This is a genomic window from Alphaproteobacteria bacterium (assembly GCA_041396705.1).
In the GTDB taxonomy this organism is placed as follows: domain Bacteria; phylum Pseudomonadota; class Alphaproteobacteria; order CALKHQ01; family CALKHQ01; genus CALKHQ01.
The window spans coordinates 70,998-85,903 of sequence record JAWKYB010000017.1; the positions used below are offsets into that span (position 1 = coordinate 70,998).

14 protein-coding genes are annotated in these 14,906 nt (G+C 71.5%); 4 read left to right on the top strand and 10 right to left on the bottom strand.

Going from position 1 to position 14,906, the window contains the following annotated elements; genetic code table 11:
- Positions 1-2: 2 nt before the first annotated feature.
- Positions 3-2,186 (bottom strand): excinuclease ABC subunit UvrB, encoded by a 2,184-nt coding sequence (uvrB, locus tag R3F55_21480; protein ID MEZ5669956.1) that lies wholly within the window; start codon positions 2,184-2,186, stop codon positions 3-5.
- A 180-nt stretch (positions 2,187-2,366) separates the two neighbouring features.
- Between uvrB and R3F55_21485 the strand changes: the two genes are divergently transcribed.
- The gene (locus R3F55_21485) at positions 2,367-3,485 is read left to right on the top strand and encodes a phosphatase domain-containing protein (protein ID MEZ5669957.1); all 1,119 of its coding nucleotides are present in this window, start codon (positions 2,367-2,369) and stop codon (positions 3,483-3,485) included.
- Here the strand turns inward: R3F55_21485 and R3F55_21490 are convergent.
- The 8 genes from R3F55_21490 to xseA all read right to left on the bottom strand — a co-directional run bounded on the left by R3F55_21490 (position 3,482) and on the right by xseA (position 10,559).
- Positions 3,482-4,204, bottom strand: coding sequence for an EI24 domain-containing protein (locus R3F55_21490; GenBank protein ID MEZ5669958.1), 723 nt, complete (start codon positions 4,202-4,204; stop codon positions 3,482-3,484). The genes R3F55_21485 and R3F55_21490 overlap by 4 nt on opposite strands.
- A 78-nt stretch (positions 4,205-4,282) precedes the next feature.
- Positions 4,283-5,047 (bottom strand): SDR family oxidoreductase, encoded by a 765-nt coding sequence (locus tag R3F55_21495; protein MEZ5669959.1) that lies wholly within the window; start codon positions 5,045-5,047, stop codon positions 4,283-4,285.
- Between the two features lie 35 nt (positions 5,048-5,082).
- Positions 5,083-5,805 (bottom strand): acetoacetyl-CoA reductase, encoded by a 723-nt coding sequence (phbB, locus tag R3F55_21500; protein MEZ5669960.1) that lies wholly within the window; start codon positions 5,803-5,805, stop codon positions 5,083-5,085.
- 131 nt (positions 5,806-5,936) lie between these two features.
- A complete protein-coding gene (locus R3F55_21505; GenBank protein MEZ5669961.1) occupies positions 5,937-6,893 on the bottom strand; it encodes an acetyl-CoA carboxylase carboxyltransferase subunit alpha in 957 nt (318 codons plus the stop codon).
- Positions 6,894-6,917: 24 nt separating this feature from the next.
- Positions 6,918-7,898: a CoA ester lyase gene (locus tag R3F55_21510; GenBank protein ID MEZ5669962.1), complete on the bottom strand. Its 981-nt coding sequence runs from the start codon at positions 7,896-7,898 to the stop codon at positions 6,918-6,920.
- A complete protein-coding gene (locus R3F55_21515; GenBank protein ID MEZ5669963.1) occupies positions 7,888-8,259 on the bottom strand; it encodes a MarR family transcriptional regulator in 372 nt (123 codons plus the stop codon). Before R3F55_21515 ends, R3F55_21510 begins: the two co-directional genes overlap by 11 nt.
- Positions 8,260-8,370: 111 nt before the next feature.
- Positions 8,371-8,928, bottom strand: coding sequence for an HD domain-containing protein (locus R3F55_21520; protein ID MEZ5669964.1), 558 nt, complete (start codon positions 8,926-8,928; stop codon positions 8,371-8,373).
- A 2-nt stretch (positions 8,929-8,930) separates the two neighbouring features.
- Positions 8,931-10,559, bottom strand: coding sequence for an exodeoxyribonuclease VII large subunit (gene xseA / locus R3F55_21525; protein MEZ5669965.1), 1,629 nt, complete (start codon positions 10,557-10,559; stop codon positions 8,931-8,933).
- Positions 10,560-10,698: 139 nt separating this feature from the next.
- Here xseA and purD point away from each other — a divergent pair, with 139 nt between their 5' ends.
- The 3 genes from purD (at position 10,699) to R3F55_21540 (ending at position 13,879) form a co-directional block, all read left to right on the top strand.
- The gene (gene purD / locus R3F55_21530; GenBank protein MEZ5669966.1) at positions 10,699-11,973 is read left to right on the top strand and encodes a phosphoribosylamine--glycine ligase; all 1,275 of its coding nucleotides are present in this window, start codon (positions 10,699-10,701) and stop codon (positions 11,971-11,973) included.
- Positions 11,974-12,112: 139 nt separating this feature from the next.
- The gene (locus tag R3F55_21535; protein MEZ5669967.1) at positions 12,113-12,535 is read left to right on the top strand and encodes a YciI family protein; all 423 of its coding nucleotides are present in this window, start codon (positions 12,113-12,115) and stop codon (positions 12,533-12,535) included.
- Positions 12,536-12,565: 30 nt separating this feature from the next.
- Positions 12,566-13,879, top strand: coding sequence for a DUF6596 domain-containing protein (locus R3F55_21540; GenBank protein ID MEZ5669968.1), 1,314 nt, complete (start codon positions 12,566-12,568; stop codon positions 13,877-13,879).
- Between the two features lie 218 nt (positions 13,880-14,097).
- On the opposite strand, the gene R3F55_21545 is transcribed toward R3F55_21540, so the two are convergent.
- Positions 14,098-14,808 (bottom strand): FadR/GntR family transcriptional regulator, encoded by a 711-nt coding sequence (locus R3F55_21545; GenBank protein MEZ5669969.1) that lies wholly within the window; start codon positions 14,806-14,808, stop codon positions 14,098-14,100.
- Positions 14,809-14,906 lie beyond the last annotated feature (98 nt).

The following is a 14,906-nucleotide window of genomic DNA, read 5'->3' on the forward strand; positions in this document are numbered from 1 at the left end:
TGCTACGGCCCGCGGCGGCGGCGACCCTTGCCCTTGCCGCCGGCGCCGCGCTTGCCCTTGGGGATCACGCCCATCGGCACCGACTTGATGCCGGCGGCGATCTTCGGGTCGATCGGCGCCTGGCCGACCGGCAGGTCGAGGTCGTAGGCCTCCAGCCGCTTGATCTCGTCGCGCAGGCGGGCCGCCTCCTCGAACTCCAGGTCGGCGGCCGCGTCGCGCATGCGCGTCTCCAGCTGCTTCAGATACGTCTTCAGGTCGACGCCGATCAGGTGCGGCGCCTGGGCATCGCCGGTCTCGACCGTGACGTGATCGGACTCGTAGACGCTCTCCAGCAGGTCGGCGATGGCGCTGCGGATCGTTTCCGGCGTGATGCCGTTGGCGGCATTGTAGGCCTGCTGGCGCTCCCGCCTGCGGTTGGTCTCGTCCAGCGCCACCCGCATCGATTCCGTCACCGTGTCGGCATAGAGGATGACCCGGCCGTCGACGTTGCGCGCGGCCCGGCCGATGGTCTGGATCAGCGAGGTCTGCGAGCGCAGGAAGCCCTCCTTGTCGGCATCGAGGATGGCGACCAGCGCGCATTCGGGGATGTCGAGCCCCTCGCGCAGCAGGTTGATGCCGACCAGCACGTCGAACTGGCCGAGGCGGAGGTCGCGGATGATCTCGATCCGCTCGATGGTGTCGATGTCGGAGTGCAGGTAGCGCACGCGCACGCCGGCCTCGTGCAGATACTCGGTCAGGTCCTCGGCCATCCGTTTGGTCAGCGTGGTCACCAGAACGCGCTGGCCCTTGGCGGCGCATTCCTTGGCCTCGTGGATCAGGTCGTCGACCTGGTGCTCGACCGGGCGGATGATGCAGACCGGGTCGATCAGCCCGGTCGGGCGGATCACCTGCTCGACGAACACGCCCTCGGTGCGCTCCAGCTCCCAGTTGCCCGGCGTGGCGGAGACATAGACCGTCTCCGGCCGCATCCGGTCCCACTCCTCGAAGGTCAGCGGGCGGTTGTCGACGCAGGACGGCAGGCGGAAGCCGTAGTCGGCCAGGGTCGACTTGCGGTGGAAGTCGCCGCGGAACATGCCGCCGACCTGCGGCACGGTGACATGGCTCTCGTCGATGATCAGCAGCGCGCTCTCCGGCAGGTACTCGAACAGCGTCGGCGGCGGCGCACCCGGGGGCCGGCCGGTCAGGTAACGCGAATAGTTCTCGATGCCGGCGCAGCTGCCGGTCGCCGTCATCATCTCGATGTCGAAGGTGGTGCGCTGCTCCAGCCGCTGCGCTTCCAGCAGCTTGTTGGCGCGGTTGAGCTCGTCGAGCCGGGCGGCGAGATCGCGCTTGATCTGGTTCACCGCCTGGTCCAGCGACGGCCGCGGCATGACGTAGTGGCTGTTGGCATAGACCCGGACCTCGTCCAACGCCGCCGACTTGGCGCCGGTCAGCGGGTCGAACTCCTCGATCTTCTCGATCTCGTCGTCCCACAGCGAGATGCGCCAGGCGCGGTCCTCCATGTGGGCCGGGAAGATCTCGATCACGTCGCCGCGGGCGCGGAAGGCGCCGCGCACGAAGGCCGAATCGTTGCGCTTGTACTGCAGCTCGGTGAAGTCGCGCAGCAGCTGCTGGCGGTCGACCGGCTGGCCGACCTGCAGCGGGATCGTCATCGCCTGATAGGTCTCGACCGAGCCGATGCCGTAGATGCAGGAGACCGAGGCCACGATCACGACGTCGCGGCGCTCCAGCAGCGCGCGGGTGGCGGAATGGCGCATGCGGTCGATCTGCTCGTTGATCGACGATTCCTTCTCGATATAGGTGTCCGAGCGCGGGACGTAGGCCTCCGGCTGGTAGTAGTCGTAGTAGGAGACGAAGTATTCGACCGCGTTGTTCGGGAAGAACTTCTTCATCTCGCCGTAGAGCTGCGCGGCCAGGGTCTTGTTCGGCGCCATGATCAGCGTCGGCCGCTGCACGGCCTGGATCACATGCGCCATGGTGAAGGTCTTGCCCGAGCCGGTCACACCCAGCAGCACCTGGTTGCGCTCGTCGGCCTGCAGCCCGGCGACCAGTTCGGCGATGGCCTGCGGCTGGTCGCCCGCCGGGACGAAATCGGAATCGACCGCGAACCGCTCGCCGCGCTCCGGCGTCGGCAGCTTGTCGGGCGGGACCCATTCGACCGGGTGCTGGACGGCCAGCGGCTGCATGGCGGCAATATAGGCCGCCGGCGATGCGTTGGCCAATGAAAGCGCGGTCGTGCTACTGACATATCGCTGTCAGGAATGCCACGCCGGGTTGGCATCCCAGGCGTCCGGCCAGTGCACGGGATCGTTCGGCCGCCGAATCGGTTACCCTTGACGGATCGATTGCGAAGCGAGGGAGCGACGATGGCGGAAGGCGGCGGCCTGCGGCGGCTGTTGCGGGTGCTGGGCAGGCCGGTGCGCCGTTTCGGCCAGGCCGGGCCCTATGCGCTCAGGCCCTATCGCGGCTATGCCAGCGACAGCGAGGCGTTCCTGATGGGCCGCGTGTTCCGCCAGCTGGCCGGCGCCACCGCGATCGAAGGCCCGGAGCCGGCCGGCAACCTGCGGGCGCTGGGCCGCCGCCTGCTGCGCTGGGGCGCGCGCGGCGCCATGGTGCGCGCCACCCTGGACGGCCATGCGCTGACCGCGGAGACCGACCGCGACGGCTATTTCCGCCTGCACTGGCGCGGGCTCGCCCTGCGGCCGGATGCCTCGCCCTGGCATAGGGTGGCGGTGGAGCTGCTCGGGCGCGACGGCGCGCCGACGGTCACGGCCGAGGGTGCGGTCTATCTGGCGCCGCCGTCCAGCGACTTCGTCGTGATCAGCGACATCGACGACACCGTGATGCACACCGGCGTCGCCAATGCGGCGGTGATGATGTGGCAGCTGTTCTTCAAGCCGGCGGAAAGCCGGCTCACCTTCCCCGGCGTCGGCGCCTTCTATCGCGCGCTGCACGAGGGCGGCGCCGGCGCTGCGGGCAACCCGATGCTGTTCGTGTCGCGGGCGCCGTGGAGCATCTACGACGTGCTGGAGGCGTTCTTCACCCTGCACGGCATTCCCGGCGGCCCGGTGATGTTCCTGCGCGAGTGGGGCCTGACCCTGCAAAGCCCGCTGCCGCGGCGGGCGCGCGACCACAAGCGCAGCCTGGTCGCGCACATCATGGACCTCTATGCCGGCCGGCCGGCGGTGCTGATCGGCGACAGCGGCCAGCACGATCCGGAGCTCTATGCCGAGATCGTGCGCCGCTATCCCGGCCGTGTGCGGGCGATCTACATCCGCGACGTCGGCGCCGGCGCCGACCGGGCGGCCGCGATCCGCGCGCTCGGCGGCGGCCCTGTGGAAACCGCGGTGCCGTTTCTGCTGTCGGACAGCACCGTCGCGATGGCGGAAAATGCCGCGGCACTGGGCCTGATCCGGCCTGAGGCGCTGCAGGCGGTGGCGGCCGACGCGGCACCCGACCCGGCTGCGGACAGCCCCGTCGGCTAGGCTTCGGTGCGCAGGTCGGGCAGGATGCCGGCCGTGACGTGGACCATCAGCGCCGTCGCCCACAGCGGCACCACCAGGTTGAGGAAGGGAATGCTGAGGCCCAGCGTGACCAGTACGCCGGCCAGGAAGATCGGGATGCGGTTGCGCGCGCGCAGGCGCCGCGCCTCCGGCCCCGGCAGATAGCGCACCGCGACCAGCTCGAAATACTCGCGGCCGATCAGATAGCCGTTCAGCGCGTAGAACACGACGACGTTGAGCGCCGGCACGAACAGATAGACCGGCAGCGCGATCAGGTTGGCGACCACCATCACCGCGAGGAAGCGGACGGTTTCGGCCAGCATCTCGCCGAAGGGCTGGTCGCGCCCGGCGGGCAGCCAGGGATAGTGCCGGCGCGCCACCTTGGACGCCGCGGAATCGAGGAACATCCCGAGGATCATCGTCGCCAGCGCCGGGAACAGGATCAGCAGCAGCGCCACGCTGGCCAGCCCGCCCAGCGTGTCGACGATCCACTCCAGCCAGCCGGCGCTGAAGAACGTCGTCTCCTCGAGCAGGTAGCGGATGCCGAACCACAGGCCCAGCAGCAGGGCGAGGTTGAGCAGCACCGTCGTCGCCAGGATCGACAGCAGCGGCGGCGAGAACAGGTCGGCGGTGGCCAGGCCGCCGGCCGTGCCGAGCCGGGTGCCGCGCGGCCGCCGCGTCGGGGTCGGCTCGTCAGTCATGCCGCGCGATTTAGCACGATGGGCCGCCGCAGGCGCGGGGATTCGTCAGGCCGCAGCAATCGACCGGACGCCGGGCCGCTACAGCAGCAGGCCGCCGTCGACGTGAAGCGTCTGGCCGGTGATGTAGCTGGCATCGTCGCCGGCAAGGAAGGCGATGGCCTTCGCGATTTCTTCCGGCTCGGCGACGCGGCCCATCGGGATCCGCCGCTCGATGGCGCGAAGCGCTTCGGGCTCGCGCTCCCACGCCGCGTTCATCGCGGTCCGGGTCGCGCCCGGGCCGACGCTGTTGATGCGGATCCCGTGGCTGGCGGTGGCGGCGGCCAAGGTCCGGGTCAGCATGGCCAGCCCGCCCTTGCTGATCGCATAGCCGATGTCGGGCGTGTGCTCGGCCACCTCGTGGATGCTGGAGGTGTTGACGATGACGCCGCGCACGGCGTGGGCGAGGAAACGGCGGACCGCGGCCTGCGCCACCAGGAAGGCGCCGCGCAGGTTGACCGCCAGCACCGCGTCTAGGTTCTCCACCGGATAGTCGATCGGGTCCGCCGGCCGCTTGATGCCCGCGTTGTTGACCAGGATGTCGATGCCGCCGAAAACCCGGTCCATCTTTGCGAACATCGCCTCGACCGCGTCGGCATCGGCGACGTCGGCCTCCACGCTGTCGGCCAGGGCGTCGGGCCGATCGCTGCGGATCGCCGCCAGCGTCGCCTCGGCGCCGGCCGCGTCGCGCCAATGGTTGACCATCACGGCGGCGCCGCGGGCCGCGAGCTCGATCGCCGCGGCGCGGCCGATGCCCGACGAGGCCCCGGTCACCAGCACCTTGCGGCCGGCCATGCTGGAATCCATCGTTGCGGCCCTCCGCGTTGGGCGCGCCGGCGCCCTCAGTACATGTGCTGGCCGCCGTTGATCGACAGGGTCGAGCCGGTGATGAAGCCGGCCTCGTCGGACACCAGGAACGAGACCCCGCGCGCGATCTCCTCGGCATGGCCGAGCCGGCCGACCGGGATGCGGGCGACGATCTTCTCCAGCACGTTCTGCGGCACCGCGCGCACCATGTCGGTATCGATATAGCCCGGTGCGATCGCGTTGACGGTGATGCCCTTGGCCGCGCCTTCCTGGGCCAGCGCCTTGGTGAAACCGTGGATGCCGGACTTGGCGGCGGCGTAGTTGACCTGGCCGTACTGGCCGGCCTGGCCGTTGATCGAGCCGATGTTGACGATGCGCCCGAAGCTGCGGTTGCGCATGCCGTCGATGACGGCACGGCACAGGTTGAAGCACGAGCCGAGGTTGGTGTCGACCACGGCCTGCCACTGCTCGTGGCTCATCCGGTGCAGGGTGGCGTCGCGGGTGATGCCGGCATTGTTGACCAGGATGTCGACCGGGCCGACCTCGGCCTCGATCTTGGCGATCGCCTGCTGGACCGCGTCGAAGTCGGAGACGTCGAACTTGTAGACCGCGATGCCGGTCTCGTCGCGGAAGGCCTGCGCCGCCTGGTCGTTGCCGCCGTAGTTGGCGACCACGGTGCAGCCGTCGGCCTTGAGCCGGGTGGAGATCGCAGCGCCGATGCCGCGTGTGCCGCCAGTGACCAGTGCAACCCGGCCCATCGCATTCCTCCCTCGGTCGCCTCGGGCGGTCGTCGCCGCCGTTCGGCCCATAAGAAACGCATCGCCGCCGGCAGGCAAGCGTGCCGATCCGCGCAGGCGGCCCAGCGCGCCGTGTCGACGGGGTGCGCCGGTCAGGCCTGGGCCGGCTGGCTCATGTCCAGGAACTTGGACCGGCGCCGGGCGCGCAGCACGCCGGGGTCCATGCTGCCCAGCTCGGACAGCGCCGAGTCCACCTGCTGGCCGACCGCCTCGATCGCCATCGGCGGGTTGCGGTGCGCGCCGCCGAGCGGTTCGTCGACGATGCCGTCGATCACCTTCAGCTGCTGCAGGTCCTGCGCGGTCAGCTTCAGCGCCTCGGCCGCCTCCTGCGCGTGGTTGCTGCTGCGCCACAGGATCGACGCGCAGCCTTCCGGCGAGATCACCGAGTAGATCGAGTGCTCCAGCATGAAAACCTTGTTGCCGGTGGCGAGCGCGATGGCACCGCCGGAGCCGCCCTCGCCGACGATCACGCTGACCAGCGGGCCGCGCAGGGCCAGGCAGGACTCGATCGCGCGGGCGATGGCCTCGGCCTGGCCGCGCTGTTCGGCGTCGATTCCGGGAAAGGCGCCGGCGGTGTCGACGAAGGTGATCACCGGCAGATGGAAGCGGTCGGCCATGTCCATCAGCCGGCGGGCCTTGCGATAGCCTTCCGGATAGCCGGCACCGAATCGGTGCTTCACCCGCGTCTCGGTGTCGTGCCCCTTCTCGGTGCCCAGCACCACCACCGACTGGCCGCGGAAGCGGCCGAGACCGCCGATGATCGCGTTGTCGTCGGCATAGAGCCGGTCGCCGGCCAGCGGGGTGAAGTCGGTGATCAGCCCGCGGACGTAGTCCAGGCAGTGCGGGCGGTCGGGATGGCGGGCGACCAGGGTCTTCTGCCATGGCGTCAGCTTGGCATAGGTGGTGCGCAGCTGGCGGTCGACCTTGGCCTGCAGCTTGGCGACCTCCTCGGCGATATTGACCTCGCCGTCGTCGGACAGGTGGCGCAGCTCGGCGATCTTGCCTTCCAGCTCGGCGATCGGCTTCTCGAATTCCAGGAAATGACGCATGGGGGGATGTCCGTCTGCCCGGGCCTACCCTTGAGCTGCCGTCGCCGCGATGCGGTCGGCGACGGCGATCAGGGCCTCTGCCTGTCTTATCGATGCCATATCGATCATCCGGCCGTCCAATGCAACCGCGCCGCTGCCCCGGTCGGCGGCCTCGGCCAGCGCGGCGACGATGTGCCGGGCCCGCGCGACCTCGTCCGGGTCGGGGGCGAAGGCGGCGTTGATCGCGCCGACCTGCGTCGGGTGGATCGCCCATTTGCCGTCGAAGCCCTGGACCGCGCCGCGGCGGGCGTCGGCGGCGAGCCCGTCGCCGTCGCCCAGCGCCGCGAACGGCCCGTCGATCGCGCGCAGCCCCTCGGCACGGGCCGCCACCACCAGCCGGCTGGTCGCGTAATGCCAGATGTCGCCGGGATGGAAGCGGCGCGCGTCGGTGCACTCGTCGGCTGCCAGCACGCCGTAGCCGGCGACCGGCCCGCCGATGGCGGTGGAGCGGATACCGGCGGAGGCGGCGAAGTCGCCCGGGCCGAAGTGCAGCGCCTCAAGCCGCGGGCTGGCCGCCGCGATCTCGTGCACGTCGGCGAGTCCGCGCGCCGATTCGATCTGTGCCTCCAGCCCCAGCCGGCGCCCGCGGCCGGCGGCGCGCTCGACCTGGTCGACCAGCGTATCGAGAAAGCGGATGTCGGCCGCGCTCTCCGCCTTCGGCAGCATGACCAGGTCAAGCCGGCCGGCGCCGCGCTCGAGCACGGCGGTGATGTCGCCGACAGTCAGGGCGGTGGCCAGGCCGTTGACCCGCAGCGACACCGTTTTCGCGCCCCAGTCGTGCGCGTCGATCGCTTCGGCGGCGCGGGCGCGGGCGGCGACCTTGTCGACCGCCGGCACCGAATCCTCCAGGTCGATCAGCACTGCGTCCGCCGGGCCCGCTGCCGCCTTGGCGAAGAACTCCGGCCTGGAGGCTGGGACGACCAGCAGGCTGCGTGCCAGCCGCACCGGCTTCGCGTCAGCCGGCATCGTGCTTCGCTCCGGTCCCGTCGAGCGACCGCTCGGCGGCGGCGATCAGCTCGCCGAACTCGCTGAGAAACACCGAGCCCTTGACCGTGCGCTGGATCAGCACGTTGCGGCGGTCGGCATCGTCGCGCCGGCGGCGGACGAGACCCAGCCGGCCCAGCCGGTCGACGGCGCGGGTGATCGCCGGCTTGGCGACGTTCAACAGCTCGGCCAGCCCGCGCACGGTGTGCGGCGGCTCGGTCTTGTAGACGGTCAACAGCACGGCCAGCTGGCGTGCGGTCAGGTCCGGCTCTTCGCGACGGACCGATTCGATCAGGGCCAGGCGCCACAGCTCGAGCGCAATCTGCGGGTGCATCAACGGCATGGTGACGCGACGGGCTCGCTTCCGCTGTGACCGGGTTGGCCGGGACGATGGCCGCCAAGAGATAACGAAGCGCGGCCGCGATGCAAGCCGTGCGCGACGGCGGGGCCGCACTCAGCGGCGCAGCAACGCCTTCAGCATCGGGCGATAGTGGTCGAGCCCGGGGCAGGCGCGGTCCGGGTCCTTGCCGGCGTCGTCGCATCGCCGCAACAGCACGGCGGCCTCGGCATACGGCCCGGCGGCGAAGGCGGCCGCCTCGGCGGCGTCCATCGGCCCGCCCTGCAGCGCCAGGCTGCGCACCGACGCCGGCGACAGCCCGGCGGCGTAGTCCGGCGCGACCGCGCACAGATAGCGCTTTGCATCCACGTGCAGGCGCACGGGCTCGGTCACCGCCGCGCCGAACCATTGCGCCAGGTAGTCGGAGCCGATCTCCTCGTGACCGGCGTCGATGCCGCGCTCGGCCGCGTCCTCGCCCAGGTCGTGCAGCAGGTGGCCGATGTCGTGCAGCAGGCCGGCGGCGATGGTGGCATGGTCGTCGGGCCTGGCCGCGGCGATGCCGGCCGCGGCCTGCAGCATGTGGGCGGTCTCGCTCAGCGCCTCTCCGAAATAGGCATGGCCGCCACGCGTCTGCAGGCGCAGCAGCAGGTCGTCGACGATCCGGTCCGCATCCATGCTCAGTCTCCGTTGCCGAACAGGTCGTCCTGCCGCGCGGCGGGCGGCGGCTCGCGGCGTGCCGCCCTGGGCGCGGCCGCGACGGGCTGGCGCGGACCGGGCGCGCCGGTCACCGCGACCGGGACCATGGCGCCGGGGCCGTCGCGGAACTCGAGCCAGGCGCGGGCGCCGCTGCGCGTGCCGGCGGCCGACATCACCGGCTGGCCGGCATCGTCGCGGACGACCGCGAAGCCGCGTTGCAGCACCGCGCGATAGGACAGGCTCTCCAGCAGGGGACCGGCCCGGCCGAGCCGGTCGCGGGCGCGGACCAGGGCGCCGTCGCGCGCGCGGATCAGACGCCCGTCGAGCTGCGGCAGGCCGCTGCGGGCATGGCCGAGCTCGCGCCGCACCGGCGCCAGCGTCAGCCGGCCGGCGATGCGGTCCAGCCGCGCCCGGCTTGCCGCCAGGCGGGCGGCATGGGCGGCCGCGAGGCGCTGGGCGGCGAGGCGGAGAGCGGCCCGCTGCTCGGCCAGGCGCTGGCGCGGGTCCTTCAGCCGGCCGGCGGCGAGGCCGAGGGCATGGCTGCGCCGTTGCAGGTCTGCGCGCATGTCCTTGCGCAGGCTTTCGGCGCGGTCGTCGAGACGCTGCCACGCCGTCTCCAGCAGCCGGCGCGGATCGGGCAGTCCGCGGGCCAGCCCGGCAAGGTCGCGCTGGCGGCCGAGCGTGGCGCGGCGCGCGGCTGCAGCGAGCCGGCCGCCGTCCTCCGCCACCCGTGCCATCAGGTCGGCGCGCACCGGCACCGCGATTTCGGCCGCCGCGGTCGGCGTCGGTGCGCGGCGGTCGGCGGCATGGTCGATCAGGGTGGTGTCGGTCTCGTGGCCGACGGCGGAGATCAGCGGGATCTGCGACGCGGCGGCGGCGCGGACCACCACCTCCTCGTTGAACGCCCACAGGTCCTCCAGCGAGCCGCCGCCGCGGGCGACGATCAGCACGTCGGGTCGGCGCGGCCAGCCGTCGGCGGGCAGCGCATTGAAGCCGGCGATCGCGGCGGCGATCTGCGCCGCCGCGCCCTCGCCCTGCACCAGCACCGGCCAGACCAGCACCCTGCGCGGGAAGCGCTCCGCCAGCCGGTGCAGGATGTCGCGGATCACCGCGCCGGTGGGCGAGGTGACGACGCCGATGACGTCGGGCAGATAGGGCAGCGGCCGCTTGCGCTCGGCGTCGAACAGGCCCTCGGCGGCCAGCTTGCGGCGGCGGTCCTCCAGCAGCTTCAGCAGCGCGCCCTCGCCGGCCAGCTCCAGCCGGTCGATGACGATCTGGTAGCTGGAGCGGCCCGGATAGGTGGTCAGCCGGCCGGTTGCGATCACTTCCAGCCCCTCCTCGGGCCTGAGCCCGATCCGGCCCAGCACGCCGCGCCAGATGACGCCGTCGAGCACGGCGTCCTCGTCCTTCAGGCGCAGGTAGCAGTGGCCGGAGCCGGGGAAGCTGGGCCGCGAGATTTCACCGCGGACGCGCACATAGCCGAACGCGTCCTCGATGGTGCCTTTCACCCGACGGGCGAGGTCGCCGACGCTGACGACCGGCGCATTGCCGCCGGCGCCGGCGAAGCCGTCCTCGGAATCGGGTCCGGCAGGTGGCGATTGCTCCGACATGCTGCTATGCGGTGTCCCGCTTGCGGTGGCTGGCACGACTCATGCCAGGACACCATAAGACATGGCCGGCATGACATGCGCGTGACAACCGTCTGTCGCACGCGCCCGGCCACGATACGGCAACGGCAGTGGGGTCGGCATGCGTTTCCTGGTGGTGGGTTCGGGCGGGCGCGAACATGCGCTGTGCTGGGCGCTGGCGTCCTCGCCGATGGTCGACGCGATCTATTGCGCGCCGGGCAACCCCGGCATCGCCGCCCACGCCACCTGCGTGAAGATCCGTGCCGACGACACCGAGAAACTGACCGCGTTCGCGAAGCAGGAGGGGATCGACCTGGTCGTGGTCGGGCCTGAGGCGCCGCTGGCCGCCGGCCTGGTCGACCGGCTGCAGGCGGCCGGCGTGCGCGCCTTCGGGCCGACCGCGGCGGCGGCGCGGCTGGAGAGTTCCAAGGGCTTCGCCAAGGACATCTGCATGAAGGTCGGCGCGCCGACGGCCGCCTATGGCCGCTTCACCGCGGCGACGGAGGCCAAGACCTTCGTCATGCGCCACGGCGCGCCGATCGTGGTCAAGGCCGACGGGCTGGCCGCCGGCAAGGGCGTGATCATCTGCCATTCGATCCCGGAGGCGGAGACGGCGATCGACGCGATCCTGGAAGAGCGCAGCTTCGGGCCGGCCGGCGCGGAGATCGTGGTCGAGGAGTTCCTGGAGGGCGAGGAGGTCAGCTTCTTCGCGCTGTGCGACGGCCGCTCGGCGGTGGCGATGGGCTCGGCCCAGGACCACAAGGCTGCCTATGACGGCGGCAAGGGGCCGAATACCGGCGGCATGGGCGCCTATTCGCCGGCGCCGATACTGGATTCGGCGCTGGAGGCGATGGTGATGGACCGGGTGGTCCGCCCGGTGGTGGCCGAGATGGCGGAAGCCGGCACCCCCTTCGTCGGCGTGCTGTTCGTCGGCCTGATGATCACGGCCAGGGGGCCGCAGGTGCTGGAATTCAACGTGCGCTTCGGCGACCCCGAGGCACAGGTGCTGCTGACCCGGCTGAAGTCGGACCTGGCGCCGGTGCTGATCGCGGCGGTCGACGGCATGCTCGACCAGGTGGTGCTGCGCTGGCGCGAGCAGGCCGCGCTGTGCGTGGTGATGGCCGCCAACGGCTATCCGTCGGACTATGTCCGCGGCACCGAGATCCGCAACCTGCGCGAGGCGGCGCGGGCGGAGGACGTGATGATCTTCCATGCCGGCACCGCCAAGGACGGCAAGCGCCTGGTCGCCGACGGCGGCCGCGTACTCGGCGTCACCGCGCTCGGCGACACGGTCGCCAAGGCGCAGGCCCGCGCCTATGAGGCGGTGCGCAAGATCGACTGGCCCGACGGCTTCTACCGCACCGACATCGGCTGGCGGGCGGTCGCGCGGGGATAGGCAGGACGGGCGGCGGCGCGAGGCCGGTCGCACCACATCGCCAAAAAAAATCTGCAGCGATGTCATGCTGCGCCGTGTTGGTTCGTCGAGATGTCGGGAGCGCCGCGTCGGTCGCTCCGCCGGTGCAGGAGACGGTGCGATGCGCGTGATGGTGATCGTGAAGGCGACCGCGGACAGCGAGGCGGGGGCGCTGCCGTCGGCCGAGCTGCTGGCGGCAATGTGCGAATTCAACGACCGGCTGATCAAGGCCGGCGTGCTGCTGGCCGGCGAGGGCCTGCGGCCGTCGTCGCAGGGCAGGCGGGTGGCGTTCGACGGCGCCGGCCGCACGGTGGTCGACGGCCCGTTCGCCGAGACCCGCGAACTGGTGGCCGGCTTCTGGCTCTGGGAGGTGCCGGACATGGACGAGGCGGTGGAATGGGTGAAGCGCTGCCCCAACCCGATGCCGGGCCCGAGCGAGATCGAGATCCGGCCGGTAGTCGAGGCGGGCGATTTCGGCGAGGCGATGGCGCAGGATCTCGGCGAACAGCTCGACAAGATCCGCGAGCGGAGCAAAGGCGGCTGACGCAGGCTTGCGTCCCGTCGGGGCCCGCAGATGGCGACCGAGCCGGCTGACGGCGCCCCGGCGCCGCAAGGCTGGGCCGACGCGACGGCGGCAGGCAAGACCGCGCGAACGATCGAGACGGTGTTCCGCATCGAGCGGGCCAGGCTGATCGGCGGCCTGGCCCGGTTCGTGCGCGATGTCGGCCTGGCGGAGGACCTGGCGCAGGAGGCGCTGGTGGCGGCGCTGGCCGAATGGCCGCGCAGCGGCGTCCCGGCGCGTCCCGGCGCCTGGCTGATGGCCGCGGCCAAGCGCCGGGCCATCGACGGCTTCCGGCGGTGCCGCATGATGGCCCGCAAGCACGCGGAGATCGCCACGGAAGCCGCGTTGGACGGCGGCGTCACCGTATTCGACGAGACGGAGGAGGATGGCCTGGGCGACCCGTTGCTCAGGCTGTTCTTCGCCGCCTGCCATCCGATGCTGGGTCCGGCGTCGCGCATTGCCCTGACGCTGCGCCTGATCGGCGGCCTCACCACCGCCGAGATCGCCCGTGCCTTCCTGTCGAGCGAGACGGCGATGGCGCAGCGGATCGCGCGCGCGAAGCGGCAGCTTCGCGGGGCCGGCCTGCGGTTCGAGGTGCCGGACGGGGCCGAGCGACGCGCGCGGCTCGGGTCCGTGCTGGAATCCGTCTACCTGATGTTCAACGAAGGCTATGCGGCGACCGCCGGAGAGGACCTGATCCGGCCTGCGCTCTGCGACGAGGCGCGGCGCCTTGGCCGCCTTCTCGTCGCCGTCGCCGACGACGAGCCGGAGGTGCACGGCCTGTCGGCCCTGATGGACATTCAGGCCTCGCGCCAGGCGGCGCGGGTCGCGGCTGATGGCGCGCTGGTGCCCCTGACCGAGCAGGACCGCACCCGCTGGGACCGGCTGCTGATCCGGCGCGGCCTCGCCGCGCTGGCCCGCGCCGAGGTCCTGGGCGGCGCCGACGGACCCTATGCGCTGCAGGCTGCGCTGGCGGCCTGCCACGCGCGGGCGCGTTCGGCCGGCGAGACCGACTGGAGCCGGATTGCCGGGCTCTACGACCGCCTGCGCGCCGCCATGCCTTCGCCGGTGGTCGAACTCAACCGCGCGATCGCCCACGGCATGGCCTACGGACCGCAGACCGGCCTCGCGCTGCTGGCCCCGCTGGAAGGGTGCGCCGCGCTGCGCGGCTATGCGCCGTTGCCGGCCGCCATAGGCGACTGCCTGTTCCGCGCCGGCCGGCCCGCCGAGGCCCGGCACTGTTTCGAGCGCGCCGCCGCGCTGAGCGGGAATGCGAGGGAACGGGCCTTCCTGCTTTCGCGGGCCGCGGCCTGCGACAGCTCATAGGCGGGTCGGCCTCCGTTCCTAGATCCTTCGAACCGGGGCTGTGGCAGTCGGTCGATCACGTGGCTCGGCGACGCGCGGACAGCGCCTCGAGGCGTTTGCGCAGGCTGGCCTCGACATGACGCTCCACCGGCTCGGTCGGTTCGAAGCGCCACCAGCGCATTGCGCCCTGCCGATGGGTTGCGAGCAGAAGTCCGATGCCGGCGCCGGCCTGACCGTCCTCAGGCGATCACCAGGTCGGAGTGGGCCACGGCGAGGTGCTCGTGGATCAGCTTGGTCGAGCCGTCGGAATCGCGGTCGCGGATGCGTTCGTAGATGGCGCGGTGCTGCTCGTTGTAGACCGCCATGCGGTGGGCGGTCAGCACCTTGTCCTTGGCGGCTCGCCACTGGGCATGGCCGCGGACGTGGTTGATCTGGCGATAGATCAGCACCATCAGCGGGTTGTGGGTCGCCTCCGCGATCAGCAGGTGGAAGCGCTGGTCCCAGTGGGTGAAGGTGTCCGGGTCCATCGACTGCTCAAGCTGCTCCACCGCCGAGGCGATCAGCGCGATGTCGCGCATGGTGGCGTTGCGCACCGCCAGCTGGATCATCGCCGGCTCCACGGTCTGGCGCACCTGCACCAGCTCCATCGGGCTGGTGATCTCGGCGATGTCGGCGTCGGCCGGCTGGCCGGAGAAGGTGACGAAGGTGCCGCTGCCGACGCGCCGCTCGATGAACCCGTCCTCGCACAGGTCCTCCAGCGCCTTGCGCACTGTGCCGCGCGAGCTGGCGAAGGTCTGCGCCATCTGGCGCTCGGCCGGCAGCCGCTCGCCGAAGGCGTAGACCCCGTCGATGATCGACTGCCTGAGCTTCAGCTTGATCCAGGCGGCGCCCTTGCGCTCGATCGACTGGCCTGCGTTGGTGTCGCGCACCACGGCAACGGTCTCGTTCATCGGGCGTCATCCCTGTCCCGGCCACCGGGCACACCGCGCGTCGCCGCGCCCGCCGGCAATTGACCAAAGTGGACCGAATTATGAACCAATTTGGACCG